Origin of the sequence: Pseudomonas sp. C32, from assembly GCF_030417915.1 — a bacterium.
GTDB lineage: Bacteria > Pseudomonadota > Gammaproteobacteria > Pseudomonadales > Pseudomonadaceae > Aquipseudomonas.
In genome coordinates, this window is record NZ_JAUHUK010000003.1 from 324,454 (window position 1) to 350,610 (window position 26,157).

Genomic DNA, 26,157 nt, shown 5'->3' on the forward strand with positions numbered 1-26,157 from the left:
GAGTCCGGGTGGTCGCTGATACGGACCATCACACTGCCCTTGCAATTGCGCCTGAAGTCGGCCATGCGCTCGTAGTTCTCAAACAAAAAAAACCCACGTCTTGATGATTTTTGATTTCCATCAATCTCCAGTATGCGGCGCTCAATGGCAACATCACAGAAGCAGAGGCTGTTCATCAGTCAATAAATCGAACCCTTAACAACCTGTTTGATTTCAACTGACGATCTTGTATGGGTGCCGCAAAAAAATGCGAGGGTGGTTTCCTGCACCACCCTCGCATTCGTTCACGCGCGCGACGCCTCAGGCGCTAAAGAAGAGGTCGCTATCCTGAAGGTCGACCCCGACCACGGTGATGGTCGTTACCTGTCCTGGCTCGGTCACCGTCACGATGCTGTCAAAGCCGGTATTGTCGATCTGGAAGGTGTTCTGCACACCGTTGATCACCAGTTTGTCGTGCACGTCCGGGCCTACATCGAAGCCGGTCACCTGGTACAGGTTGTCATTGATCGACAGGTCGATGTTGAACGCATCTTGCTCGCCGATCGTGCCCACTAGCGTGTAGTCGAACTGTGCATTGGCCGCGTCATTGGCGAACAGGTTGGCGTCAAACGTACTCGTCGCCGAATCGCCATCCTTGTCGGTCAGTGTCGCGCTGAACGCCAGTTTCACATCGTTGGCCAGGCTCTCGCTCTCCGAGATGAACTGAATCACCGGAATCTTGATATCGCCCCGACCCATCGTCAGTTGAACCGCGTCAATCAGCAGTGCGCCCTCCTTCTGAATGAGGAAGGACACCTGCCCACCCGCCTCCGATGTCACTGTGTTTACCTCGATGCGATTCGAGTACGTGCCATTCTCGTAGAAAATCCTGTAATACAAATCCTCGGTCGCGGTGTTGTAACCCCCTACGGAGTTGTCGATAAAGACCTTCATGCCCGCCAGCAGGGTTTCCGGATTGATCACAAAACTTTCATCGGCGGCGCTGATTGCCACCTGGTTGTCTCCCTGGAACACGTTGTTGCCGACGCCGATGCCGGACGTGCTGACGTTCATGGAGGCGGCGTCGATGTACGCCGGCAGCGGGTTGGTCTGTAGCGTGGCTTCGGTAGGGTCGGAGGCTCCGAGCCCGATGCCGATCAGGATCTGATCAGTCGTCGCAAGCGACTCTGCGGAAAAGAACACAATTTCCTCGGAAGTCGAAGGAATGGCCGGGTTGTTCGTCTGCGGAATCAGCAAGGTGCGCACTGGATCCGGGCCGCCGGCCGCAAGCGATCCGTCGGCACTGCTGAGCACGATCGTCGAATGGAAGCCTTGCACCAGATCGAGTGCATAAGTGCCATCGGCAAAGGCTGTCAGCGTGTAGTCGACGCTGGTATTGGCCGTTGCGGCGTTATTGTCGAAATCACCGGTCAACGTACCCGCAAAATGGTACGCGCCGTTGATATCCGGTGAGCTCCCCTGCTCGGTCAGCGAGCCGACTCCGAGCAGGGTCGAGTTGTCCGGCCTGACGAGGGTGAACTGGTTGTTCACCAACGAAATGTTCAAGCCGGTCGCGCCCAGCCCGTCGGCTCCCGCCGCGCTGTTCCAGTACCCGTATTGTGGAAGGAGACTACCGGTCCCGATCAGGTTGCCGAACGCGAGTGATGGCCCGTCATCCTTGAACACCAGGTTCTGCCCGATGTTTAGGGTCGCCTGGGCACTGTCGCCGTCCCCATCGGTTCTGGTCGCTATCAGCGTCACCAGATTGTCCGAGGCCAGAGTCGTCGAGTCATCGGGATCGTTGATATTGGGATGCACCACCGCCCGGAGCTGATCGAGCGTAACGCTGCCATCGGCGGCCACGCTGACCGTGAACACCAGATCGTCGCTCACGGCTGTGCGGCCTTCGACCACCGTACCGTTAAGCGACAGGATCACGACTTGACCCGTGGCCGTATCCGTCAGCCCGGTGGCGCCGACGCCTATGCCCAGCGAATAGGTCAGTGGCCCTGCCCCATCGGCGCCAGGACCAGAGCTGAAGTTGGCGGTAAAGCTCTGGGTGGCATCGCCCCCCAGGGCCGAATCGTCCACCGTCATTGTGGGTTCCGTGCCGGAAGTGTTGACGCTCGGCCCATCGTCCTTGAACACCAGGTTCTGCCCGATGTTGAGGGTCGCCTGGGCGCTGTCGCCTTCCTTGTCGGTTTTGGTCGCCGTCAGGGTCACCAGGTTGTCCGAGGCCAGGCTCTTCGAATCATCGGGATTGCCTGTGTTGGAATGCACCACGGCCCGGATCTGATTGAGCGTAACGCTGCCATTGGCGTCGACGCTGACCGTGAATACCAGCTGGTCGCTCGTGACCGTGCGGCCTTCGATCACCGTGCCGTTGAGTGACAGGACCACCGCATGGCCCGTGGCCGTGTCCGTCAGCCCGGTGGCGCCAACCCCTATGCCCAGCGCATAGGTCAGCGTGCCGGCCCCATCAGCGCCAAACGCCGAGTTGAAGTTGGCCGCAAAGCTCTGGGTTGCGTCGCTTAACAGGTCCGATTCGTCCACCGTCAGCGTGGGTTCCGTGCCGGTGGTATTGATGCTTGGCCCATCGTCCTTGAACACCAGGTTCTGTCCGATGTTAAGGGTCGCCTGGGCACTGTCGCCGTCCCCATCGGTCTTGGTCGCTGTCAGCTTCACCAAGTCATCCGAGGTTAGAGTCGTCGAGTCATCGTGATCGCCTGTGTTGGTATGCACCACTGCCCGAATCTGGTTGAGCGTAACGCTGCCATTGGCGGCCACACTGACCGTGAACACCAGATCGTCGCTCGTTTCCGTGCGGCCTTCGACCACCGCGCCGTTGAGCGACAGGATTACCGCCTGGCCCGTGGCCGTGTCCGTCAGCCCGGAGGCACCGGCCACCATGCTCAGCGCATAGGTCAGTGTGCCCGCCCCATCAGCGCCAAACGCCGAGATGAAGTTGGCCGCAAAGCTCTGAGTAGCGTCGGTTGTCAGTGTCGTCTCGTCTACCGTCAGCGTGGGTTCCGTGCCGGTGGTGCTGATGCTCGGTCCGTCGTCGTCGAAAATCATTTTGGAGCCGATTTCGACGGTCTGGATAGAGGCCTGGAGCAGCCTGAAGCCACCGATGTCAAAATCGGCGTGGTTGTTGCCCTTGGCGTCGACGGCCGCGCCGTTCTCGATGAGCACGCGGTTGTGATCCGCCGTTGTGGTGTATTCAATCTCGTAGCCAGCCTTGACGCCGCTGATGGTCACAACCCCACCGGCAAAGCTGAAGACAATGCCCAGGGTATTCGACGGTGCGGTGGAGTCCGCGACGACCCCGGTACTAATGTTGGTGACGCGAACGCTGGTGATTGAAATCGACGTATCATCCGCATATCCGTCGATGAAATCCTCTTTAGATTCAACCTCGGTGCTGAAGGCGCTGACTCTTACGACAGCACTCTTGCCGCTCTGCAACTGTACGACGTCGAAACTCGCCGATTTCGCATTGAAGACGTCGGTGAAGTCGACGTTGGCTTCAAGATCTGCTTCGTTCTGATCGAGGAAGGGAACAGTCACATTTTGCCTGGCTCCCGTGACGAACGAGAAGCGGATGCCCTCTTGCTCCACAATCATCTGATTGTTGGTGCCGAAGGTGGTCGGGCCACCCGCCTGGCTGGTATTGATCGTGTCGCCAGTGGTTATATTGACTCCGGTTGACTGGTTTGCGGGGTTCTTGCCGGTGGCGATGATGGTGGGGTCCGTGATCCGCGTGACAGTGTCTACAATTTCAGTTTCCGGGTTCAGCTTCGTAAACATCAGGAAGAGGTTCTGACCGGAGGGTGCATTGAGCAGACTGAACGCCAGGTCCTGGCTGGCACCGATGAAAACCTTATCCATCAAATTGACCGAGTCATCAGGGTTCGCCGTGCCTGGATGCTGAATCGGTTGGTACTCCACGATCCAGATCTTGCCGCCAGAGACCGGTGTTCCGGTTTCTTCTATGTAAGCTGCGAACACAATCGCGCCGTTCGGCCCACCGGCCCGGCCCAGAACGATGTTGTCATCTGAATCCGTATAGAGAAGGATGCTGGTGCCATCGAGGGTAAACAGTCCACTGTCATCGCCATCGAGCGCAGCGCCAGCGCTGTCAACGAAGCTGACATCGGTAATGCTGCCTCCGGGCGCAGAGGTGATGGTGAATGCCGTGCTGCCCGTATTGCCCACTTCCCCGTTGTAACCACTCAGGGCCACACCCGTTGCGGTACCGGCCCCAAGAGTGCCCAGTCGCGTGGAAAACGCCCCCGGCAAGGCCAATGACGTGTCGTTGTCGTCCGCGTCTCCCCCAGGGGCTGGAGTGGCCGTGGCGTTCTGCAACCCGGCCGTTTCGTCCAGCGTAACGTCCTCGCCGGTCAGCTCGACGCCAAAAGCACTGTCCGTAAAGGACGCTGTGGCCACCGCATCGTCAGCCGTGCCGGACGCACCATCGGCACCAGCCGAGGCCGCGGTGAGCAGAAACGTCGCGCCGGCCGAGTCGTCGGGGTTCACGTACCACGAGGTGGTAACGCTGCCATTGACTTGGCCATCGAGATCGCCGGCACCGCCATCGGTCACGGACCAGGGCTCGTGCCCATCGCCGGTGTTGGTATCGAGCACATCGTCGGGCGTGCCCCACACGCTATCCGCGCCAGCACCGACGGCGTGGTCCACTTCGAACGTTACGGTGCTGCCGGGGGCGAGCCCGCCGGCCGTGATAGTGGCAGTGCTGCCCGGTGCGTAGTCTTGCTGGTCGGTGGTGACGGTCAGGTCATTCGTTGGCGATGAGGTTTTCTTGCGCATAGTCATGACTTTCTCCTGAGCAGGTCAAGTCATCGAGACCGACCGTAGACCTTTGTCTGTTCTATAGGCCACAACTATGAACAAGCTCCAAAGTTTGCACATCGTCTGAAACTCCCAGACGGGCTGGGAGTTTCAGACTACTGGAGAGCGGGAGACGGGAGCCTGCTGCGGTGTTCAGCGCCAGGGTGGCGGGCACCGCAGCCTTCGGCCGAAGGCGCGTTGAACAGCCACTCAATATTTTTTTCGCTCGGCGCGAATGGCCGTAATTTCGGCTATACCTTGATACTGAACAGTCCGCATTTGGCGTTCAGGTACGCTTCGCTACCCGCAAATGCAGGCGCAACCGACGAAGTTTTGATTGATCCTTGAATCAAAGGAAAAAGGCCAATCGGCAGCAGTATTGACTGAATGAGGGACTATGAACGACGACGATATTTTGAGTGGCGCTGAACACGAGGCGATCAACGCTGCCAACCTCCATGAGGCAGAAAAAAGACCTCAAAAGGTGCTGATCGTTGATGACGACCGCGCTTTGCGTGAGATGATCGCCGGGATTCTCCAACTTAAAGGCATCCAGAGCCTTTTAGCAGCAAGCGCTGACGACGCCATGAAGTTACTGGTCGCTGACGATGCAATCGAGTTGATCATTACAGACTTGCGGATGTCACCGACCGATGGTCTGGATTTTATTCGCAAGATCCGAAAGTCCGTGTGGGCCGATCTTCCTGTCCTGGTCATTTCCGGCGATGCGGAAGTCAGAGACCCCATTGCCGCAATGCATCTGGGCATTGTTGATTTTCTGCTCAAGCCGATAGAGCCCGACCAGCTCCTCCCATTGGTTTACCGGGAGCTCGGCATCAAAACCTAGACTTACCGGGAAACCGGCACCGAAAACCAACACTGCGCGTGGCCAGTCACTCGGATGAGTGACGTCTGCGCGTTACCTTCTGCTGCATAAAATGAACATGTCATTGCCATCATCGAACAAGTAACGCATCCCGGACAACGACCGCACCCAGTAACTCAGGCTGCTGTCCGGGCGGAAAATAAACATGCTCAGCGTGCCGGTCAGTTCAGGAAGACTTTTATCTGTTTCACCCTTGGCGCCCCGCATTACATTGACCTGCAGGCGTTGCTTCTGCTGATTGACTTCAAAGGCACTGTTGCGGTGGATCGTGCCGATTTCATCCCCGGTTTCGGCATCGATCAATTGAGCAATCATGCGCATATGGCTGAGCCCCTCGAGGCTCAAATCCAGTCGAAAACGCGTCATCAACCAGGCCGGATGCATGCCGGAAGACACTTCATGCGCGCTCTCCCCCGTGCACCAAAGGTCCAGGCGTTCGTCGCGCTCTGTCATCAGCCGGCCCAGCGCCACACTCAACAGCCCCAGAACGCCGAAAGCCAGGCACCATGCAGCATTTTCCGCGCGTCTAGTCATGTTGTTGAACGCCTATGCAGCGGCTGACGGTGCTCTCCAGTTCGCCATCACAGAGAATCTGATCCGCACCTCGACGCGACGGTAACAGGTAGAGATGGATGTTTTGCGCCGAGAGTTCCAGCAGCCCTGCCAGTTTTCGACTGTGCCCGACCATTCGTTGCAGATGGGGCGCCGTCAGCGTTTGAGCGTCTTGAGCGGAACGATGCACGTGCACGTCCTCCACAGTCACGGGCGCGGTGAATTCGGGCGGTGGCGCATCATCGGGCAGTCCCCATCCCTGGGTGCCCAGCAGGAATGCCAACGCGCCCCACACGGGTAAAGCCAGCCATAGGCCCCAACGCCGTTGCGATGGCACTGGACACGCTGACGCCGCCGCGTGTGTCGGTGCCATCGGCGCACGCACACCCTCCTCCACTCGATCGACCGGGTTCGACAGCGGCGCGTCATCAATGGACGCCGCGTTTTCAGCTGCATCTGCACCTGAGGCTGGCAGGGCCAACCACTCCTCGACACGCACACCATCCGAGAGCTTGTAACCGATGCGGGGTAAGGTCTGAATGAAGTCCCGATCAGGTTGCAGTTTCTCCAACGCCAACCGTAACTGTCGGACCACCTGGGCCAGGCTGTTGTCGGTCACTTCCAAACCGTATTGGCCCCATGCCCCGGACATCAGATCGCGCTTGCGAACCACGGAGCCATCGGACCTGAGCAACATCGCCAGGCATCGGCTGGCGATTGCACCCACCCGCAAGGGCTCTTCACCGGTGGTATCCAGCCGAAACAAGAGGAAGTTGTCTTCGTCGAACACCAGTTGTTTATCAATCAGCAGGCCCATAGCGGCATTTCCATAAATGCAGACTCGAATTCAGACGCTATAAGTACAAAGGCCATTGAGTCGCACTGTTTACAGCTGTTAAAGCTTGAATGTGCGCACCAGATTGGTGAATGACACCGCCAAACGAGAGAGCTCCTGACTCGACGCGTTAGTCTGATTAGCACCGGCAGCGGTTTGTGTAGACAGGTCACGGATGTTTACAAGGTTGCGATCGACCTCGCGCGCCACATAGGCCTGCTCTTCCGATGCGGTGGCTATCATCGTGTTGCGATCGTTGATCTGCGCAATGTTTTGAGCAACACGCTCAAGCGCCTGCCCCGTGGCATCTGCCAGCAATTGAGCATTGCTGGCCAAGGCGCTGCTTTTGCCCATTGCGTGTACCGCATCATCCGCTCGGTTCTGTACCAGCGATATCATCGCCTCAATTTCAGCCGTGGACCCTTGAGTGCGCGCCGCCAGCGCTCTGACTTCGTCGGCAACCACGGCAAATCCACGACCTTGCTCGCCAGCGCGTGCGGCTTCAATGGCGGCATTGAGTGCAAGCAAGTTGGTCTGCTCTGCAATGCTGCGAATAACACTGAGTAACTTGGCAATGTCGCGGACACTGCCAGCAAGTTCTTCAACCATGGTGGTAGAGCCGCTGATTTCGGAACCGACGGTGTTAATCGCGTCCACGGCCTCACGCGCCTGATCTCGACCATTTGCGGCTTCTTCGCTGGTGAGTTTGGACGCCTCAGAAGTCGAGACCGCGTTGCGTGCGACTTCCTCTGAAGCTGCGCTCATTTCAGTGACGGCGGTTGCAGCCAGTTGAATTTCGTCGCTCTGGCGTATCAGCCCGCGCCCGCTTTCTTCCGTCACCGCATTAAGCTCTTCCGCCGCGCAACTCAGTTGGTCCGCAGCACTCGAAATTTGCTGGATCGTGTTTTTGAGGTTGTTCTGCATGTCGCTTAACGCCGACAACAGTTGGCCCGTTTCATCGCGTCGAGTGCATGAAATGGCTTGAGTGAGGTCGCCCGCTGCGACGCGCTGAGCACTTGCCAGTGCAATGGCAAGGGGGCCACTGATTGCTCGACTGATGAACAGCCCTAAACCGAAGGCTGCGATGAAAGCCAGCGCAATACCCACGTACAAATTGAACTTCGCCGTACGGTCGCGCTGGGCCGCATCGACAGCGCCTTCCCCTATCTGGCGATTGTTGGACTCAACCATGATGCTCAGCTCATCGAGCACGGTACGGAAGGCGTGCTGTACATCAGCGCCGATAAATACTCGCGCAGCAGCCAAGTTGCCCTCTGCTATCAGTGCGATGGCACGCTCGACAAGTGCCTGATAAACAGGCCAGTCCTTTTCCATTTTGTCACCGGCGGCACGTTCGTCGTCTGCCAGCGGCGTTGCCCGATACACAGCAAAAGCCGTTTCGCTGATTTCACGGCTTTTTTTCAAGCTCTCAAGAATATTGTCTTTTTCTGATTGCGGTGCGCCCGCAGCCGTTGCTGATAAAAGACGATACAGGTCACGGTTTTGATCTGCGGCCGCGGTTTTGGCTTCCGCTGTTTTAGCCACAGAGATCAGGTTGTTCGCGAACACCAATTGCAGGCTCGACGACAGCGAGCCGACACCTTGGCTCCCCAGCAGACCTACGACCAGCGTAATACCTGCGCAGAGCGCAAAGGCCAAAAAAAGCTTGAACGATATCTTGGCGTCGTAGAACCATTTCATACAGAAAAACCTACCGTCGTGTGGGGGTGCATCTCTGGGTTGAACGTCGAATTCAGGCGTGCTCAGGTCCATTCAGGAACCTGAAGGTCTCGCTGACAAGAAAGGTATTGGTGAAACGCCGCTATCCGGCCATTGTCAGTGGCTCAGCGGGCTCGCTATCGGAAAAGCGCTGGGCAATTTGATCGAACTCGTCCTCCAGAGCCCTGAAGGCCAGCACCACATCCGGATCAAAATGCCGGCCGGCACCGTCATAAATGATGGTTGCAGCCGTCTGATGGCTCATCTGCGACTTGTATACGCGCCGGCTGATGACCGCATCGTAGACATCCGCCACGGCCATCAGTCGGGCGCTCACCGGAATGGCATCACCGGCCAGCCCGTTCGGATAACCGCTGCCGTCCCATTTTTCGTGATGACACAGGGCAATTTCCTTGGCGATGCTGAGGAAGGGAACGGGCTGCCCCAACAGCTCCTCCGCATGGACCAGTGCCTGATAACCCAACTGGGCATGGGTCTTCATGATCTCGAACTCGGCGGGCTCGAAACGGCCAGGCTTGAGCAGGATATGATCCGCGATCCCGACCTTTCCGATGTCGTGCAGCGGCGCTGACTTAAACATCAGTTCAATGCTTTCATCATCCAGAAACGCGCTGAATCGTGGGTGATGACGCAGTGCCTCGGCCAACGCGCGCACATAATGCTGCGTGCGTCGCAGATGGTTGCCTGTCTCGTTATCGCGTGTCTCGGCCAGTGACGCGAGGGCCATGATGGTCACGTCATGGGTGGCTTGCAGTTCGCGGGTTCGCGCCAGTACTTCCTGATCGAGAAAGTTGTTTTGCACACGCAGCAGATCTGCCGCCAATTTCAGACGCATCTGTGTCTGCACCCGCGCCAGCAATATGGGCGGATTGACCGGCTTGCTCAGGTAATCGCTAGCGCCCAGTTCGAGCCCCAGGCATTGATCTTCATCTTCGTTTCTGGCACTCAGAAACAGAACCGGGACATCCATGGTTTTCGGATTGCTTTTGAGACGACGACAGACCTCATAACCATCCATGCCAGGCATCTGCACATCAAGCAAGATCAGGTCGGGTAGGACTCGGTCGACAATCTGTAGCGCCTGCTCGCCGCTGACAGCAACCCGCAATTGATACTGCTCACGGAGCAGTTCATTGATCAACTGCAGGTTGGCCGGCATGTCGTCAACCACCAGCACGATGGGTTTACGGGGAAATTGGTTCAACAAGACATCCTCGCAACGGGCACACACCAATGCGTCGTTAAATCTGCCGGGGCAGACGCAACTGGCCTGAAGGCACAATGGGGCAAGAATCGTCCGTTATCTTTGCCAGGTTTTTTTTGCAGTAACGCATGCCCTGCGCAACTCTGCTCTGAATTGGTCTGAGCGCATTCTGTTCAACGCTGAAAAACGCTGAAAACTTTTGAGCAGAGTCCTGATGCTGGCAAACACCGCGCATAACCCACCTGCTATTCGCTCATCGCCGCTGTTGCATAGGCTTGTAGCGCCTCGTTCAGATGGCACTGTGCTTGCTCGAAACTGAAACGCTTTATCGCTTCCTCAAGTGGCGCAAAGCCATTTGCAAACGCGCCCCGCAACAACACGGAATGTCGGGAGAAGTAATGGACAGCGTCCCCATCGGACTCACCCAGCAGCGCATCGAGCGTGCGACACACTTCGTTCAACCGGGGCAAGTCAACCTGCATTGACGGTGATTCGACCTTTGCCGGCAATTGCTCGCGCAGTTGGCCCAGGAGCGCCGCCAAGGGTTGGGTCAACCTCTCCAGGCATACTTGCAACATCTCAGCCGGCTGCCTGATGCGCAGCGCTTGCTCCAATGCATGCGCTGCTTGCGCGACGGTGTCGGCGCCGATGGTTGCGGATACACCTTTGCAGCTATGTGCCAACAGCTCCGCTCTTTCCAGATCGCCCGTCGCCAGCGTCACGTTCAACTGTTCCAGCAGAAGGCTCTGGTCGGCCAGGTAGTTGCGCAATAAATCCAGATACAAAGGGTGATTGCCCAACACCCGCCGCATTCCCGCTTCCGTATCCACGCCGTCGAGACTGAACTTGGCATTGGTAACGTGTGCAGTCGGGGTTGGCTTACGTGTATGAGCGCCACCGAGGCTGATCGGCGCATCACTCAGCCAGCGTCGCAACATCGCGTAAAGCGCGTGCGGCTCGAAAGGCTTGCTGACAAAGTCGTTCATACCGGCGGCCAGACACGCGTCATGGTCACTACGCCGGGCATTGGCCGTTATCGCAATGACCGGCAACGCGCTCAATCCGGGCCGCTGGCGCAATTGGCGGGTGGCGGCCAGGCCATCGAGCACCGGCATCTGCATGTCCATGAACACCAGGTCATATTCTTCTGCCGCCAGCCGCTCTAACGCTTTGCGACCATCGAACGCAATATCGACACTGCAGCCCACTGCCCGCAGCAACTCGGCGGCAACCTGCTGGTTCAGCTCGTTGTCCTCCACCAACAAGATGCGCGTGCCCTGGGCCACCTTCCAATCACTGCGGTGCGGTGTGTGGGACAGGTTGTCGATGACGTCGTCCTGGGCCAATTGCAAACGGACCTCAAACCAGAATGTACTGCCCTCGCCCAGTTCACTTTGAACACCCACCTGCCCGCCCATCAGCTCGGCCAATTGTTTGGCAATCGCCAGCCCCAGACCCGTTCCGCCAAAGCGCCTGGTGATCGAGGCATCTGCCTGTTGAAAGGACTGGAACAGGACTTCCAGTTGCTCGGCGGATAAGCCGATGCCAGTGTCCGTCACGCTGAAGTACAACAGCACATCATCCTGGCTGGCCTGACGCAGGTTGACCTCTATGCGGATCTGCCCCCGTTCAGTGAACTTCACCGCGTTGCTGAGGAAGTTCAGCAGCACCTGACGCAGCCGCAGCGGATCGCCACACAAGCGCTCAGGGACATCCGCCCCGGTGTTGAGGCGCAGATCCAGGCGTTTATCGGCAATGCGGGGACGAACCTGGTCAACCACTTCTTCCAGCAACGCAGTCAGACTGAAGTTACAGACATCCAGCTGAAGCTTGCCTGCCTCGATCTTGGAAAAGTCCAGGACATCGTCAAGAACGCCCAGCAAGTGTCGGCTGGAGCTCTGTACCTTGCTCAGATAATCACGTTGGCGTTCGTTCAGCTCCGTGCGCAAGGTCAGATGCGTCATGCCGATGATGGCGTTCATCGGTGTGCGGATCTCGTGGCTCATATTGGCCAGGAACTCCGACTTGATTCGTGCGCTCTCCTCGGCGAGTAGCTGCGCTTGCTGCATTTCGGCGGCTGCGGCCTGGTGGGCGGAAATGTCTTCGACGATCCAGATCGAACCACGGGACAGGTCACCGGGCGCGATGGCACGTGCGCTCAGGCTCGCCCAAAAGCTGGTGGAGTCCTTGCGGCACAGTTGCAGATGCTGATGATAAATTTCGCCGCTGTTGAGGGTCGCCCGAACCTGTGCTTCCAATGCAACCTTCGTCTCTGCCCACACGACCTGATCCAGCCAACTCACCGGGGAACATTGCAATTGTTCGCCCGGCGTAAAGCCGAAGAGTTCGTCCAGGCGCAAATTGGCCTGCACAATCACGCCACCCTGCACCAGCGCGATACCACAAGGCGCCGCCGTGACGATTGCTTGTTGTTGCTCGTGCGCTTCACGCAGACGGCGCTCGTCCGCTTTGCGCTGGGTGAGATCGCGAATCGCAACACACAGGCATTCACCGCGATCCTGCCGTGCGGGCAGCAGGCAGAGACGTAATTCCACAGGGAACTCACTGTCATCCGCGCGACGCGCAATGACTTCGACCGGGTCGAGCACCTTGTCTATGCGCAACTGCTCAACCATCGATACGATCAGGTCACGTTGACTGTCCGGGAGCAGGACTTGATAGCTTTGGCCGAGCAAACTGCCAGGTGCATAACCAAACGTCACTTCACTTTGCTGATTCGCCAGAATCACACCATTTTCGTCAAACACGAGCAGCGCTTTAGGGGCGAACTCCACGATGCCGCGATACCAGCTCTCGGTGGCTTCCAGTGAATCCTGTCGTTGCTGCAGGATCTGCGCCTGGTCTTCCAGCTGCCGAGCCTGTCGGCGGGCCTGTTGTAACAGCTCTTGGTTGTGGAGTCGTTGTTGCACAAGGTGCAGCAACGTGCCAAGTCGCGCCGGCAGACTGTCGAGCAGCTTGAATTGGGCGGGATCCGGACGCTGAGTGAAATCAAGTTCAAGGCTGGCCAACTGCTGCCCCTCTTGCAGCAATGGCAAGCTGAAGTGCACTTGACCACTGCGTTGCACGTCGGGCACCGCATCAAACGACAAGACCGCGTGACAATTCAAACAATCCTGCAACCGCTGTTGCAGCGTCGCCGCAAAGGCCTGTGGGGTCGCGCACATTTGTAACGCCTGGGACAGTTCACCAAGGCGCACCTTCACCCAGTGCTGCCGGCGCAACTCTTCATTGACGTCAACATAGGCATCGAACGCTTCATTCAGTGCCACGACCTCGGCAAGGCCGGTGCGCGGCTCCGGTTCACCAACGGCCTCCCCGGCTTGCAGCCGGCGTATGCGCTCGGAAAGCCCCAGCAGCGGGACCACCAGTTGGCGTCGCAAAATGATCAGAAATGCCAACAGTGCGGCGCCCAGTGTAATCAACTGCATCAATACATTGATTCGGCTGGCCAGTTCGGCCTTCTTCCGGGCAACCTTGAAGTCGTTATTGAAGCGTTCGCTTGTTTCCGTGATCAGCTGATTCAGCGCATCCGCGAAACCCCACTCGGAGTTAATGTAAGTGGTACCGGAAAGCAGTGACGGCCCCCCACGATGGAAACTTTCCCGCATGGCCAGACGCTCCATATCCGTCTGTTTTACATCCATGACTTCGACCGCTTTGAGCAATTGCTCTTCTGTATCGCTCAGTCCCATCGCACGGAAATCCTGTGCAACTTCTTTAAACTTCCGGCCTTGTTGCCATTTTTGGTTGTATCGGGTGAGAAACAACTCGTCGCCTGTAGTGACATACAGACGAGCCAACTGGGTCAGTTCACGGTTGAGGGTGCCTATCTGGGCAATGGTGGTAATGCTTTGGTGACGTCGATCAGTGGCTTGCGCTGCCTGCTTCCCGAAGTACTCATCCACTGCCAGGGTCATCAGGCAGGCAGCTAATGCCAGCCCAAATCCTATAGAGATGAGTTTGCTCAGACGTTCCAGGCTCACGAGATTCTCCTGCCGACATTGCCCCGACCCACGTCGAAAGCTCATCGAGCAGTAAACCGCGACCTCTTGGGCTGCGCTGTGAAATCCGCTGATCCATTATTTGGTTTGATGAAATAACGTTGAAAAACCGTGAATCGGGCGAAAAACGCCCGTGCCAGTGCTTCAAATGCGTACCCCCACGTCCCTGTGGGTGTTCGAGGGGATGGGGTATTACCGATTGAAGCGTTCAGCCAGGCTGTGCAAATACTCCGCCATACGTTCCAGTTCCTGGCTGATTTCCACGCCTTGCTTGGCCTGCCCGGCGCTGTGATCGCACAACTGGGCAATACGCGTGATCTGCTGATTGATGTCTTCAGCCACCTGGCTTTGCTCTTCCGATGCCGACGCCATCTGGTGACTCATTTCCGTGATTCGGCTGACAGCCCCGCTGATGCCGACAAGGGCGGACTGCACCGCCTCGACACTCTGCATGCTGTCACGGGAAATCTGTTCACCCCTGCTCGCGGTCACTACTGCCCGATCAGAGCCGGTTTGCAGGGAAGCGATGATTCCATGGATCTGCTCGGTCGAGGTCCGCGTACGTTGCGCCAAGGTGCGCACTTCGTCGGCGACAACCGCAAAACCCCGGCCATGCTCGCCTGCCCGAGCCGCTTCAATGGCCGCGTTCAGCGCCAATAGATTGGTTTGGTCGGCGATCGACGAAATCACATCCAGCACACTGCCTATTGACTGGGTCTCGCTCGCCAGCGCATTGACCGCCTGGCCAATTTCGCTCACAGCTTCACTCATGTTCATCATGGCTCGCAGACTTTGCTGCGCCACATCACCGCCCTCCCGCGCCAACTGATCCGCCTCGGATGCCGCATTCGCGGTGTTCTGCACGTTTTGCGTGACTTCCTGAATCGTCGCCGCCATCTGGGAGATAGCTGCGGCCGATTGATCGGTTTCATTGCGCAGACGATCCAGAGACTTCGCCTGCGAACCGGAAAGTTCAGAGGCCAGCCCTGCCTCGGCCTTTACACTCACCCCTGTATCGACCAGTCGGGTCAGCGCCGTTTGCAGACGTGCTTCTTCACTGAGCATGGCCAGATCCAACTGCCCTTGAACGCCGGGGTTGTCGCTGTAAGTGAGGGCTACCAATTGACTGGTAAAGGCTTTCGGATGTTCAGCCAGGGTGCGCTCGATGGTTCTGCGCTGACGGCGCTCGACCACGTACCAGGCAGCCATCAGACTCCCCGTCATCAGCGCCAGCGCCTGAGGTTGTGCAAGCCAGAGAACACCCGGCAATGAAACGGCACCGGCCAGGAAGAATGGCCAGCCGCGTTGAACCGGACGGCAAATGCGTGCACTTAATGCGACGGGGCTTTTTCCGGCACGCAGTCGGGCGTAGAGCGCGGTTGCACGTTGGATCTGGGCACTGGTCGGCAGTGAACGCACCGACTCATAACCACTGATTCGACCATTTTCATAGATGGCGGTGACATAGGCGTTGACCCAGTAGAAATCACCATTCTTCGAACGGTTCTTGACGATCCCCATCCAGGGTTTGCCTTGCCTGATGGTTTCCCACATGTGACCGAACACTGAAGGCGGCATATCGGGATGACGCACCAGGTTATGCGTCTGTCCGATAATTTCTTCGGATTCGAAACCGCTGATTGCAATAAATGCATCATTGCAATAGGTGATTCGGCTATCCAAATCCGTGGTAGAGATTAACTTTTGCTCAGCTGAAAAAACTCTTTCGCAATCAGTGACAGGTAAATTAACGCGCATAAGGCATCTCTGGCAGGTCCATGTTTGGATGAGGCCATCCCTGTGAATAATAGTGCGCAGCCCACTTTAAATTTAAACGGCTCGAAGTGTGCGAGTGCACCTCAAGTACCGGTTCGATATTTTCTGCTTCTGCGCAACGGTCACGAACGGATGGTTTTTTTGCAATTAGTACATGCCATCCAAAGAAACGCTCTGAAATGAGCAGTGGCCTGCCCGCCAGCGGTTGAAAAACGCTGAAAAACGCTGAAAAGTCATGAGGCTCACCCGTTTGCGCCCGTATCCATTGCGCCTTCCTGATAAGAAGCCAGAAGCTGCAGACCTTATTCAGGACCAGACGCCAGGCAGAAAAAAGCCCAGCGCGGGGGCTGGGCCTGGATGATCGGAGCCAACATTGTGCTTGACGGCCGGGATCAACGGCCACCCATGCGACGCCTGACCGGATCCTTACATCTCAACCTGCGTGCCCAGCTCTATCACCCGATTCAACGGCAACTTGAAGTACTTCAGGTTGCTGTTGGCGTTCTTGAGCAAAAAGGCGAACAGGCTTTCTCGCCACCGGGCCATGCCGATGCGCTTGGTCGGGATCACTGTTTCGCGGCTCAGGAAATAGGTGGTGCGCATCGGACTGAAATCCAGTTCAGCCAAATGACAGTGACTCAACGCCAACGGGACATCAGGCTCCTCGATAAAGCCAAAGTGCAAGTTCACCCGGAAAAATCCTTCGCCGTACGCTTCAACCTCGAACCGTCGATCAGTACTCACACGAGGGCTGTCTTCAGACACGACGGTGAGTAGCACCACTTGCTCATGCAAGACCTGGTTGTGCAGCAGGTTATGCAACAGGGCATGCGGAACGGCGTCGGCCCTCGCCGTCAGAAAGACCGCCGTACCTTGTACGCGATGAGGCGGCTGCGCCCGGATGCTGCTGATGAACAACGGTAGCGGTAATGCGGTTTCGTCCAATCGCTCAACAATGATCTTGCGACCACGCTTCCAGGTGGTCATCAAAATGAACAAAGCAATGCCGGCAATCACCGGGAATGCACCACCCTGAAAAATCTTTGGTGCATTGGCCGCGAAGTACAGGCTGTCCACCAGCAGAAAACCGAGCAAAATCGGGATGGCCAGCCAGCGCGGGGTTTTCCAGAGCAGCAGGACGACCGCCGAAGACAGGATCGTGGTGATCAACATCGTGCCCGTCACCGCAACCCCATAAGCCGCGGCCAATGCACTGGACGACTCGAAACCCAGTACCAGCAACACAACACCGACCATCAGCGCCCAGTTAACGGTACCGATGTAAATCTGTCCCTGCTCCTGACTGGAGGTGTGCTGGATAAACATGCGAGGGACATACCCCAGCTGGATAGCCTGGCTAGTCAGGGAGAAAGCACCGGAGATTACCGCTTGAGACGCGATGACCGTCGCCAGTGTGGAGAGCGCGACCATCGGCAGCAGCGCCCAGCCCGGCGCGAGCAAATAAAATGGATTGCGCACCGCCTCAGGGTTTTCCAGGATCAAGGCACCCTGGCCGAAATAATTGAGTACCAATCCTGGCAACACCAAGATGAACCACGCCCGGGCAATGGGCTTGCGACCAAAGTGCCCCATATCGGCATACAGTGCTTCAGCACCGGTCAGCGCGAGTACCACGGCCCCCAGGATGGCCACGCCGATTCCCGGATGTGCGATAAAAAAATACGCGCCCCAGTAAGGGTTCAGCGCTTGCAGCACTTCCGGTCGCTGGACAATCCCATAGACACCCAGCGCACCCAACACGACAAACCACAGCACCATCACCGGGCCGAACAGGATGCCGATGCGGGCCGTGCCGTGTTTCTGTATCAGGAACAGCGCCACCAGCACGATCACGGATAAAGGCACCACCCAGTGTTCGATTCCGTCAAACGCCAGCTGCAGCCCTTCAACCGCGGAGAGCACCGAAATAGCCGGGGTGATCATGCTGTCGCCGTAAAAAAGTGCCGCACCGAAGAGGCCAAGCAGAACGAGTATTTTACTCATGCGCGGATAAGGGGCGGCCGCGCGGCGGGCCAACGCGGTCAACGCCATGATGCCGCCTTCGCCCTGGTTGTTGGCACGCAGGATGAACAGCACGTACTTGATCGAGACGACCCAAATCAGTGACCAGAAAATCAACGACAGAATACCCAGCACGCCGTCGTGGTTGGCCTGAACGCCGTAATGCCCGGAAAACACTTCTTTGAGCGTGTAGAGGGGGCTGGTGCCGATGTCCCCGTAAACCACGCCGACCGCCGCGACGAGCAAGCCCAGTCCCGAGGTTTTGGATGGCAGGTTTTCATGTGCGCCGATTGCTGTCTGGCTCAAGGTTCGCGTCTCTCGAATGGCGGGCAGGACGTACATGCCGTCGTTGGGCACAACGACTTGCCTGGGCCACTGGAGCCACGAGGCGCATGGACGGTCTAGAAAACGCGGCCAGTATCTTTGAGGGCGAAAACAGCAGTCGTAAAGAAAGCGTAAAAAATCGACGAGACGAAGACTGTCCCTTCGAAACAGCGGATCGGTGCTTGAGCTAGATGGATCCGTTTTCCGGGGAGATGACTGTGTCGGGAGTGGCTTCAGCGGCCAGCTTCAAGCGGTCAGCCTTGCTGATGTATTTAGATTTGTTGACCGGTGCCAGTTTGGCACTCGCCTTCTTGGCGTGGGCCTGTAACAACTGTTTTATTTTTTTACGACGGTTCATATTTTTTGCTCGGTTTGTCAGTGTTCGAATGATATCAGCTTAAAACTTCGGGCCTGTGCCCCCTACCCCGACATACGGCCAAAAACACGCCGGTGGTGAAGTTTAATCGTGTTTGAGGGTTTTTGATTCGGATTATCCCGCCACTGCGGGCAGCATCCGCCCCCGCATCAAAATCTGTATGAAAACTTCCACCACTGAGAACAGAACCAATGAGCATGTCGAATAGATGGATTGTGGGTATTGCTGCGAGCTGCGTATTTCAGGTCGGCTGTGTCTCGCAGGTCGCGCAGCCGGAGCAATACTCGGGCTTCCTGCCCAATTATCAGGGGCTGGAAGAGCAGACCACGTCGAGTGAACAGAAGGTCATGCGCTGGGTAGCGCCAGGGTTTGATCCGAAAGCCTACTCCACAGTCGTGTTCAAGCAAGTAGAGCTGTACCCATCGCCGAAACCGACCCAGCGCGTCAACCTGCAGACCCTGGAAGACGTTCAGGCCATGGCCAGCGACAGCATCCGAAATGCGTTCGCCCCCTCTTACACCGTCGTATCGGACACACAGCAAGTGCCGGCCGATTCGCGGACCCTGATCTTGCAAGCAGCGATCACCCACGTCAGCGCCAACAACGAAGGCATGCATTGGTATGAGGTTGTGCCGATCGCTGCCATTGTCGCGACGACACAAGCGGTCACCGGCCACCGTGATCAGACAGCCGAGATGTTTATCGAAGCCGACTTGATCGACGCAAAAACCGGTATGCCGGTTGCCAAGATGGTGCGCAAGGTATTTGGCGAGACCCTGGAAAACGAAAGCCAGCCAGTTGTCGCCAATGACTTCAAAGTTGCACTCAAAGGCATGACCAGCGACATGCAGGCTCTGCTTAACAAGCAGTAACAACCCCGCGATACCCCATTGCAAACGCTCAATTGCCTGCCATCCATGACCTTGGGTTGCACTGCGCATTTGACGGGCATGGGGTTTCAGTCGCCAGTCTCCCTAAGCAAACCGTTAGACGGCTTAACGATGTTTAACGAGAGTCCGACTTGATGAAAAAATTAACGTTTACCCTATCGACCTTGGTATTGCTCGCCAGCTCCAGTGCGTTGGCGGTGACGGTGGTGCCACTAAAAGGCCAAACCTCCCAGACCATCCAGCAAGACACCGGCGCTTGCCAATCACAAGCCAATGCTCAATTCCCCATAGAAACCACGGTGCCATCCGGTGGCCGGGTAAAAGGCGCCACCACCGCTGCGGTCGCCGGAGCTGCTGCGGCGGAGGTCCGGGGTCAGCAACATGACAATGTCTACGACCAGATTGACGACGACATTCAGCAAGACTATCGCCAGAACAATGCGCGCAGCGCTGCGGCGGCAGGTGTTGTGGTCGGGGGATCGAGGCAACGCCAGGAACGCCGACAAAACGCTGGCACCACCGAACAAAACATCACCGCCAACAACTCCGTGTACACCAGTTGCCTGCAACAGCGTGGCTACAACGTCTTGCCTTGATCCCGGGGTGGAGACGGACTCTTCGTTGCGATTGGCCATAAACAAGGCATAAAAAAACCCCACGTCCACCATGGAAGGACGTGGGGCAAAGGATTTGAAACGAGAGATGAGGATTGCTTATGCCACGACAGCGTCCACAATCCCCGACATCCATTTAAAACTGCATTGATCCGGACGCAAAGTTAATACGGATCAATAATGATTAGTGGCCATCCAGATGCACCGACTATTGATTGCTAATGAACATTGCAATCACTGTTCAGCATTAAATCGACGATTGAATACCCCTGCGCAAATGCGAATCAGTTGAGCAAAGACGCCCGCCTGACTTGAGATTGCTGCCCCGCCCAAACCCCGCCTCGCACTTTTCGGATAGCGCAAATTACTCGCAGCCAGCATCATTATTGGCTTCGATTGAAACCCGTGGATTTGCTCTTGCTTGATTCCAGTGAAATTTTTGATGGGCTATTTCAGCCTTGTATCGTGACGCTCTGCGCACCGGCTGCGCTTGCACGTGGATAGCTGTTCCTCTCTCCACAAGAGCGGATTGCGTCAAATCCAGCCTATCAAAACCATCTGTATACTCAGCCAGAACCAACTGAACGGAGGACTCCCATGCGTTACGCCTTCAAGTTGAAAAATGGTGCCAAGGCCCTTTTCGACCCGGACACCGCCCTGCTTTCCATCACCACTCCCCATGGAGATGTTCAAAACTCCACGTTGGGTAGAGCTGAGTCGCGTCTGCTGGACCTGCTGTTGATGGAACCTGGTCAGACCAAAAACCGTGAAGAGATCATCGACTACACCTGGAATGATCGCGTTGTCGCCTCTGGCAGTCTCAATCAGGCTGTTTTCTCCCTTAGAAATATTTTGAACGATAATCGGGATCACGAAATCCTGATGACGGTTCCTCGAAGAGGCTATTGCTTCAACCGTCAGTACGTCATCGAAGATCAAACAGATTTACCGGCGCCAATAGAAGTGGTCGGGCAACCTGATGCACCCGTCATTGAAGAGCCTGCACCCGCTGAAACTGTTGTACCGCTGATATCGCCAGAGAAAACCACAACATCCGGTTTTATCAACAAAGCCCAATCAATCGGTTATGTCCTGACGTTGGGGGTATGCGCCTTCGCGGGCTTCCACTCTGGCTTCGACACACCGAAGATAGAAATTTCCAGCATTGAACAGAACAACTTAGTCATCCATGCCGTCGGGCACAGCGTCGCCGAAGCTGAATCACTGAGGGATGATTCGGCGAAACAGGTTCAACAGGTTTCGCCAAACCTGAAAGGCCAGGTATGGCTGAATCGCTATAAATCTACCTATTCTGTTTCGTGCGTTCGCCCAGACATGAGCACAGCGAACTTACAACTCAATAGCGACCAAAAAGACCTTGCCTTGATGATTCGCCAATGTTTGGAAGCAACAATATGAAGCCAACGATACCTTCCTGGACTCACTGGATAGTTCTTGGACTCATCAACGCTGCCTGTATTTTTTCCCTGTTCTATTCGCCCTCTTACTACATGGAAAATACCAGCTATCAAACCATCACCCGGCAATGGCTTGAAGATACCAATCAGCTCAACACTGAAGAGTATCTGACCATCGGACACGGCCGACTGACCCAAACCACTCTGGAAAGCCTGAACGGAAAAATTCGCAACGCTACTATTTCAGCGGATGTTGTTCGCGAAAGTAACCATCACGTTCAAATAAAGATCAGCAGCGTCAAGCTGAGTCAGGACAACGAATTGTTCGCCATTGAGAAGACACCCGACCTCTTCTTCAGGCGCCAATACGTACTCCAGGAAGGCGCCGTTCTTAACTACGAATTGATCCCTACCGCCAACAAAAGCGCCGTTTGTTTTTACGTGCATGAGTTGGGTCGGTTGCGCTGCATGAATCACTAAGCGTTTGCTGGCAAAAGGACCTGCCAGGCCTTGCCGTCCCTGTGCATTCAAGAAAAAAATAAGAATTATTAACTTGAATCGGACATTCCCCGCATCTAAAGTCCCTCCTTTTTTCTGGAGCCGTATGCGCTGTCACTCAGCGCGCACCACGGCTCCATGCTCCTGCAATCAATCTGAATGACACCCGGCAGTGCTGTCGGCAACCTCGAAAATATGAGTTTTTGATTTTAATAAGCAAGATGGCAGCGAGAGTATCCACTGACCAGGCCGTGGCAATGATGCGGCTGACATTATGCTTTTTCAGAAAATTCATTAACAAGGAAGCACGTCAATGCTGATGAAAAACCTCGCCACCGCATCGTTTGGTGTAATGCTTTCTCTGAAGGCCATGGCCACTGACAAAGAACTTTACAACGCCGACATGACACGCATTGAAAGCAACAAAAATTCGCTGAGCGAAGAACAGGCCGATTACAAGATTTGTTCAGACTACCGTGTGGACGAGTATTTTGCCTTTGACGCATCGGCCATTGGCTCGGCCAGTCAACAGACGGCTATCTTTGGTTCGAACATTGCACCGGAAAAACTACAAAGCCTGTTGGATTTACCTTTGAACGATACGTATGTTTTTTCAGCCGCGTTAGCACTTGCGCCGGATTCAGTGAAGTCGATGTCTGAAACACTCACAACCTCATCGATCTGACCGCCAGGACCGAGGCCAAGTCAGGTGCCTCTACTTAGAACTATCCATTTAGCTGAAGAGCGTTCATTCCATGTGCCGCACAATCCCTGATGAAGTCTTTCATGTAACGTCTACGCCGACGGACACTCCCCATCGCACGATTGGGCGGTGGGAAATGAGCCTTACCCCGTCAGAGTATGAAGCCAGCATTCGACAGCATAAGGTCATTGATGGTCCCCGACTTCAATGCAGTCGACTGGAATTCGATTCTGCGGTAACACTGGTCAGCTCGGTACCTCATGGTTTTGTCAGCGTAGCCATTTCTCAATCTTCCGTGGGTCGCCCCACTGTCAATGATCACAAGTTGCGACCTAACGAAATCATCGTGTTGTACAGCGGCGAGCCCGTGCATTACGTTTGCGAGCCCAACGAAACACTTTTCACACTGACCACGACAATGGAACATTATGTCCAGTGCCTTGAAGGTCACTCGACCATCGACGTGCTTGCGGGTCGAAACGAGCATCGCTTTCAGGTTGCAAACTTCAAATTGATGCAATCGGCCATTGAGGCCATCAATGCTCACTTTATCGATGCCAATAACACCCCTTTACAACAGCGCAGCGGTTCAGAGATCTCAGCCATTGAAGATGCGTTGCTGACGTCCCTGCTAACAGCACTGAGACCGGCCGGTCGTTCCGCGCTTCGTACTCCGACACGCAGAAAAGTCGCGATCGAAGCCATCGAGTACATTCATCAGAATTCAAAAAAGGCGCTTTGCATGAAAGCGCTGGTCAGACAGCTTGAAACCACCACGCGCACCTTGCATCACGGCTTTGTCGAAACGTTCGGGATTTCACCGATCGCTTACGTGCGAAACCTGAGACTCGCCAATGTCCGCCGGGATTTGATCTGCAACACATGGCCAACCGTTACCGAAACGGCGATGTATTGGAATTTTCACCATCTCAGCCGATTCTCCAAGGCGTATCAGGATGCTTATGGGGAGATCCCCTCAGAAACGGCCCGACGTAATGCCGCCAGGCTGTCAACGTCCAACCGCTGAGCAAACAAAGGGGCGAGTGAACGCTATTCCGAGTCTAAAAATAACAATCAATAATTTTCATCCGCCAACCTGAATTGCCAGCATTGCTTATTTCTAATTCAAGGAGATAGGCATGCGATATCGGCTCAACTCACTTCCGCTCAAACAGAAAGTCATCTTCTGCCTCGCCGCCTATTTGTGTGGTGTCGCGTTAGCCTGGTTAATCGACGGCTTCTAACGCGCACCCTCACTTCGGGCCAGATCTCTTTTTGGAGTTTTCATGATCGCCGCGTATAAAGCCTTGCTGAAAAGACACTCGTTAGCTTTATGCGCAACCGCTGCCGTGGGTACGGCCGCATGGTTTTTTGCCGGGGGGCTTGCAGAGAACCTGATAGAAAAGCGCTTGAAAAACATCCATGAAGATTTCAGTTCCGCTCAAGTCGAACCCAACAGCCAGATCAGTAAAGCGTTGGAAGCCCTCAGCGGCATTGATCGTTCCAGCCAGGATTGCTCCAGCGAGCAGTATTCCCAAATAGCGAATTCGGTAAAAAACTTTCGTTTCATTTATCAGGCGGCGGTCCAGCTCGATAACGGCAAGATCTGCTCTTCCTACGGCCAGGAGATCGCTTCGGTAGCCGTGGGACACGAAAAGAATCGGCGCCCCGTCAACGGGCGAGTCTATGAAATGAGTTCCGCCCCGCAAGCCTCCGCGGATACGGACTTCATCATCATTTCGCAGCAATCAGCTTACGTGTGGGTCAACAAGGAAATACTCCTGGATAACCTGAACATCCCGCAGGATGTGCAACTGGAGCTCCAAGGCCCAGACGGCGTGTGGCCCATGACCTCAACGAGCCGCCCCCACCTGAACATGCAACAACCCTTGCCCCTTGAAGAGCTCGTCACCACGGCAGACTACGTCTATGTCGCTTTTCCGGGCAGTCACAACGCACTGATCTCGGTCATTTCACTGCCGGTGAGTGATCTCACAGGTCTCAAGTGGAAGCTATTCATTGCCCTGGCTTTCATGGCGGCAGCCCTGCTGTACATCACCTGGCGAATCCAGCGGTATTGCACCTCGACCGTCGTTCAACTGCGCAAGGCCATCAGGGCGAACAAGCTGGATGTTCATTACCAGCCTATCGTCAATTTGAGGACGGGCAATCTGGTCGGTGCCGAATCGCTTTCTCGCTGGAACACCAACGGCGTCGCCATTGCGGCAGACGTGTTCATCGAGGCGGCAGAGCGTTCCGAGTTGATCTGCGAGCTGACGCGCTCGGTCATACGCCAGGTCGCCGAGGACTACAGCACCTATCTTTGGGCGTGCAAGGATTTCTACATCACCATCAATCTTTCCGCCCAAGACATTCTCGACCCAACCTTTCCGGAGTTCGTGGCCAGCATCATGGCGACGTACAACATGCCGGCGTCCATCATCGTTTTTGAAGTCACCGAAAGAGCGCTGCTGGACCAGAAAACCGCAGCGGTCCAATTGCACAAACTTCGAGCGTACGGGCACCTTATTGCGCTCGATGACTTCGGTACCGGCTACTCCAGTCTCTCGCTCATTGAATCCGTCCCCGTCGACATCCTGAAAATCGATCGCTCATTCATCGAGCACGACAAGATCGCGGCCCCGGATGCCCTGTGGCGCCATATTGCCAATATTGCCAGGGCGCTGAAGCTCAAGGTCGTCGCCGAAGGCGTAGAGACTCAACTTCAACTCCCGCACCTGGCGTCAGAAGGTGTGGTGTTGGCCCAAGGCTGGCTGTTTTCCAAGGCGCTCCCTGCCCAGGCATTGGCCAGACGCTATTTTCAATGCCCGATGACCCTCAATCCTCACGCGGATTGAGGCGGCTCAAAAATACCAATCAATGACTTCTATCAGGCGTTGTGTTCGCTCAAATTCCCGGCAAACACCTCACAATCGACAACCTGTAGAAGGACTACACCTCCCATGCTATTTCGAAACCTCGGCTTCGCTACCCTGCTTTCGTTGCTGTCTTTTCAGGCACTCGCTGACGATAAAGGTTTGTATCTTGGCGCCGGTGTCACCAGCATTGAAACCGACAAATCCCATTTGAGCGATGAAGACAACAGCTACAAGGTGTTTGCAGGTTATCGTTTGAACGGCTACCTGGCCTTCGAAGGTGCCTACGTTGATCTGGGCCAGTTCGAGGACAAGGACCTCGATTTCGACGGTAAATCTGTACAGGCCGCCGCCCACCTCGGCTTTCCGCTGGGTGATCGTGTGCGACTGTTCGGTATCGTTGGCGCCCATGCCTGGGACGCCGATGGCAATGCCTCCGATGATGACACTGGCGTTGACCTGACCTACGGTGCCGGCGTTGAGTTTGATGTGTTTCGCAACATCGGTATTCGCGCTGAATACGAAGTGCTGGAAGTCGGCGACATCGACCTGAACCAGACAACTGCTTCGGCCTACGTGTTGTTCTGATGTTTG

At 56.0% G+C, this 26,157-nt stretch carries 18 protein-coding genes and 1 pseudogene; 9 read left to right on the forward strand and 10 right to left on the reverse strand.

Features of this window, described 5'->3' with window-relative positions:
- Window positions 1-2: 2 nt before the first annotated feature.
- Together QYH43_RS05320 and QYH43_RS05325 are read right to left on the reverse strand one after the other, a co-directional pair.
- Window positions 3-89, reverse strand: a pseudogene (locus QYH43_RS05320) (DNA adenine methylase); the annotation flags it as partial.
- Between the two features lie 211 nt (window positions 90-300).
- Window positions 301-4,812, reverse strand: coding sequence for a DUF5801 repeats-in-toxin domain-containing protein (locus QYH43_RS05325; RefSeq protein ID WP_301156575.1), 4,512 nt, complete (start codon window positions 4,810-4,812; stop codon window positions 301-303).
- A gap of 412 nt (window positions 4,813-5,224) precedes the next feature.
- Here QYH43_RS05325 and QYH43_RS05330 point away from each other — a divergent pair, with 412 nt between their 5' ends.
- Entirely contained in the window at window positions 5,225-5,674 is a 450-nt protein-coding gene (locus QYH43_RS05330) for a response regulator (protein WP_301156576.1), read from the forward strand.
- 72 nt (window positions 5,675-5,746) lie between these two features.
- Here QYH43_RS05330 and QYH43_RS05335 read toward each other — a convergent pair whose 3' ends face one another.
- From QYH43_RS05335 to QYH43_RS05370, 8 genes are all read right to left on the reverse strand, one after another.
- Window positions 5,747-6,190, reverse strand: coding sequence for a hypothetical protein (locus QYH43_RS05335; protein ID WP_301156577.1), 444 nt, complete (start codon window positions 6,188-6,190; stop codon window positions 5,747-5,749).
- A gap of 49 nt (window positions 6,191-6,239) precedes the next feature.
- Window positions 6,240-7,082 carry a transcriptional regulator gene (locus QYH43_RS05340; protein ID WP_095151319.1) on the reverse strand — a complete coding sequence of 281 codons (843 nt, stop codon included), beginning with the start codon at window positions 7,080-7,082 and terminating at the stop codon, window positions 6,240-6,242.
- A 78-nt stretch (window positions 7,083-7,160) separates the two neighbouring features.
- Window positions 7,161-8,801, reverse strand: coding sequence for a methyl-accepting chemotaxis protein (locus QYH43_RS05345; RefSeq protein ID WP_301156578.1), 1,641 nt, complete (start codon window positions 8,799-8,801; stop codon window positions 7,161-7,163).
- Window positions 8,802-8,922: 121 nt separating this feature from the next.
- Window positions 8,923-10,044, reverse strand: a complete 1,122-nt coding sequence (locus QYH43_RS05350; protein WP_256580317.1) for a two-component system response regulator — start codon at window positions 10,042-10,044, stop codon at window positions 8,923-8,925.
- A 245-nt stretch (window positions 10,045-10,289) separates the two neighbouring features.
- Complete coding sequence (locus QYH43_RS05355) at window positions 10,290-14,048, reverse strand: ATP-binding protein (protein WP_301156579.1); 3,759 nt, start codon at window positions 14,046-14,048, stop codon at window positions 10,290-10,292.
- 210 nt (window positions 14,049-14,258) lie between these two features.
- Window positions 14,259-15,824 carry a PAS domain-containing methyl-accepting chemotaxis protein gene (locus QYH43_RS05360; protein ID WP_095057748.1) on the reverse strand — a complete coding sequence of 522 codons (1,566 nt, stop codon included), beginning with the start codon at window positions 15,822-15,824 and terminating at the stop codon, window positions 14,259-14,261.
- A 444-nt stretch (window positions 15,825-16,268) separates the two neighbouring features.
- Window positions 16,269-18,170 carry a potassium transporter Kup gene (locus QYH43_RS05365; protein WP_095057834.1) on the reverse strand — a complete coding sequence of 634 codons (1,902 nt, stop codon included), beginning with the start codon at window positions 18,168-18,170 and terminating at the stop codon, window positions 16,269-16,271.
- 205 nt (window positions 18,171-18,375) lie between these two features.
- Window positions 18,376-18,546, reverse strand: coding sequence for a DUF2986 domain-containing protein (locus QYH43_RS05370; RefSeq protein WP_095057747.1), 171 nt, complete (start codon window positions 18,544-18,546; stop codon window positions 18,376-18,378).
- Between the two features lie 209 nt (window positions 18,547-18,755).
- On the opposite strand from QYH43_RS05370, the gene QYH43_RS05375 reads away from it, so the two are divergent.
- The 8 genes from QYH43_RS05375 to QYH43_RS05410 all read left to right on the forward strand — a co-directional run bounded on the left by QYH43_RS05375 (window position 18,756) and on the right by QYH43_RS05410 (window position 26,151).
- Entirely contained in the window at window positions 18,756-19,436 is a 681-nt protein-coding gene (locus QYH43_RS05375; RefSeq protein WP_095057746.1) for a DUF3313 domain-containing protein, read from the forward strand.
- A gap of 152 nt (window positions 19,437-19,588) precedes the next feature.
- Entirely contained in the window at window positions 19,589-20,050 is a 462-nt protein-coding gene (locus tag QYH43_RS05380; RefSeq protein ID WP_301156580.1) for a hypothetical protein, read from the forward strand.
- Window positions 20,051-20,665: 615 nt separating this feature from the next.
- On the forward strand, window positions 20,666-21,487 hold the full coding sequence (locus tag QYH43_RS05385) for a winged helix-turn-helix domain-containing protein (protein WP_301156581.1): 822 nt from the start codon (window positions 20,666-20,668) through the stop codon (window positions 21,485-21,487).
- Window positions 21,484-21,966: a hypothetical protein gene (locus tag QYH43_RS05390; RefSeq protein ID WP_095057743.1), complete on the forward strand. Its 483-nt coding sequence runs from the start codon at window positions 21,484-21,486 to the stop codon at window positions 21,964-21,966. The genes QYH43_RS05385 and QYH43_RS05390 overlap by 4 nt, the downstream gene beginning before the upstream one ends.
- A 331-nt stretch (window positions 21,967-22,297) precedes the next feature.
- Entirely contained in the window at window positions 22,298-22,669 is a 372-nt protein-coding gene (locus QYH43_RS05395; RefSeq protein ID WP_095057742.1) for a hypothetical protein, read from the forward strand.
- A gap of 70 nt (window positions 22,670-22,739) precedes the next feature.
- Window positions 22,740-23,714: a helix-turn-helix domain-containing protein gene (locus QYH43_RS05400; protein ID WP_256580316.1), complete on the forward strand. Its 975-nt coding sequence runs from the start codon at window positions 22,740-22,742 to the stop codon at window positions 23,712-23,714.
- Between the two features lie 259 nt (window positions 23,715-23,973).
- The gene (locus QYH43_RS05405; RefSeq protein WP_301156582.1) at window positions 23,974-25,545 is read left to right on the forward strand and encodes an EAL domain-containing protein; all 1,572 of its coding nucleotides are present in this window, start codon (window positions 23,974-23,976) and stop codon (window positions 25,543-25,545) included.
- 105 nt (window positions 25,546-25,650) lie between these two features.
- Complete coding sequence (locus QYH43_RS05410; RefSeq protein WP_095057739.1) at window positions 25,651-26,151, forward strand: outer membrane beta-barrel protein; 501 nt, start codon at window positions 25,651-25,653, stop codon at window positions 26,149-26,151.
- Window positions 26,152-26,157 lie beyond the last annotated feature (6 nt).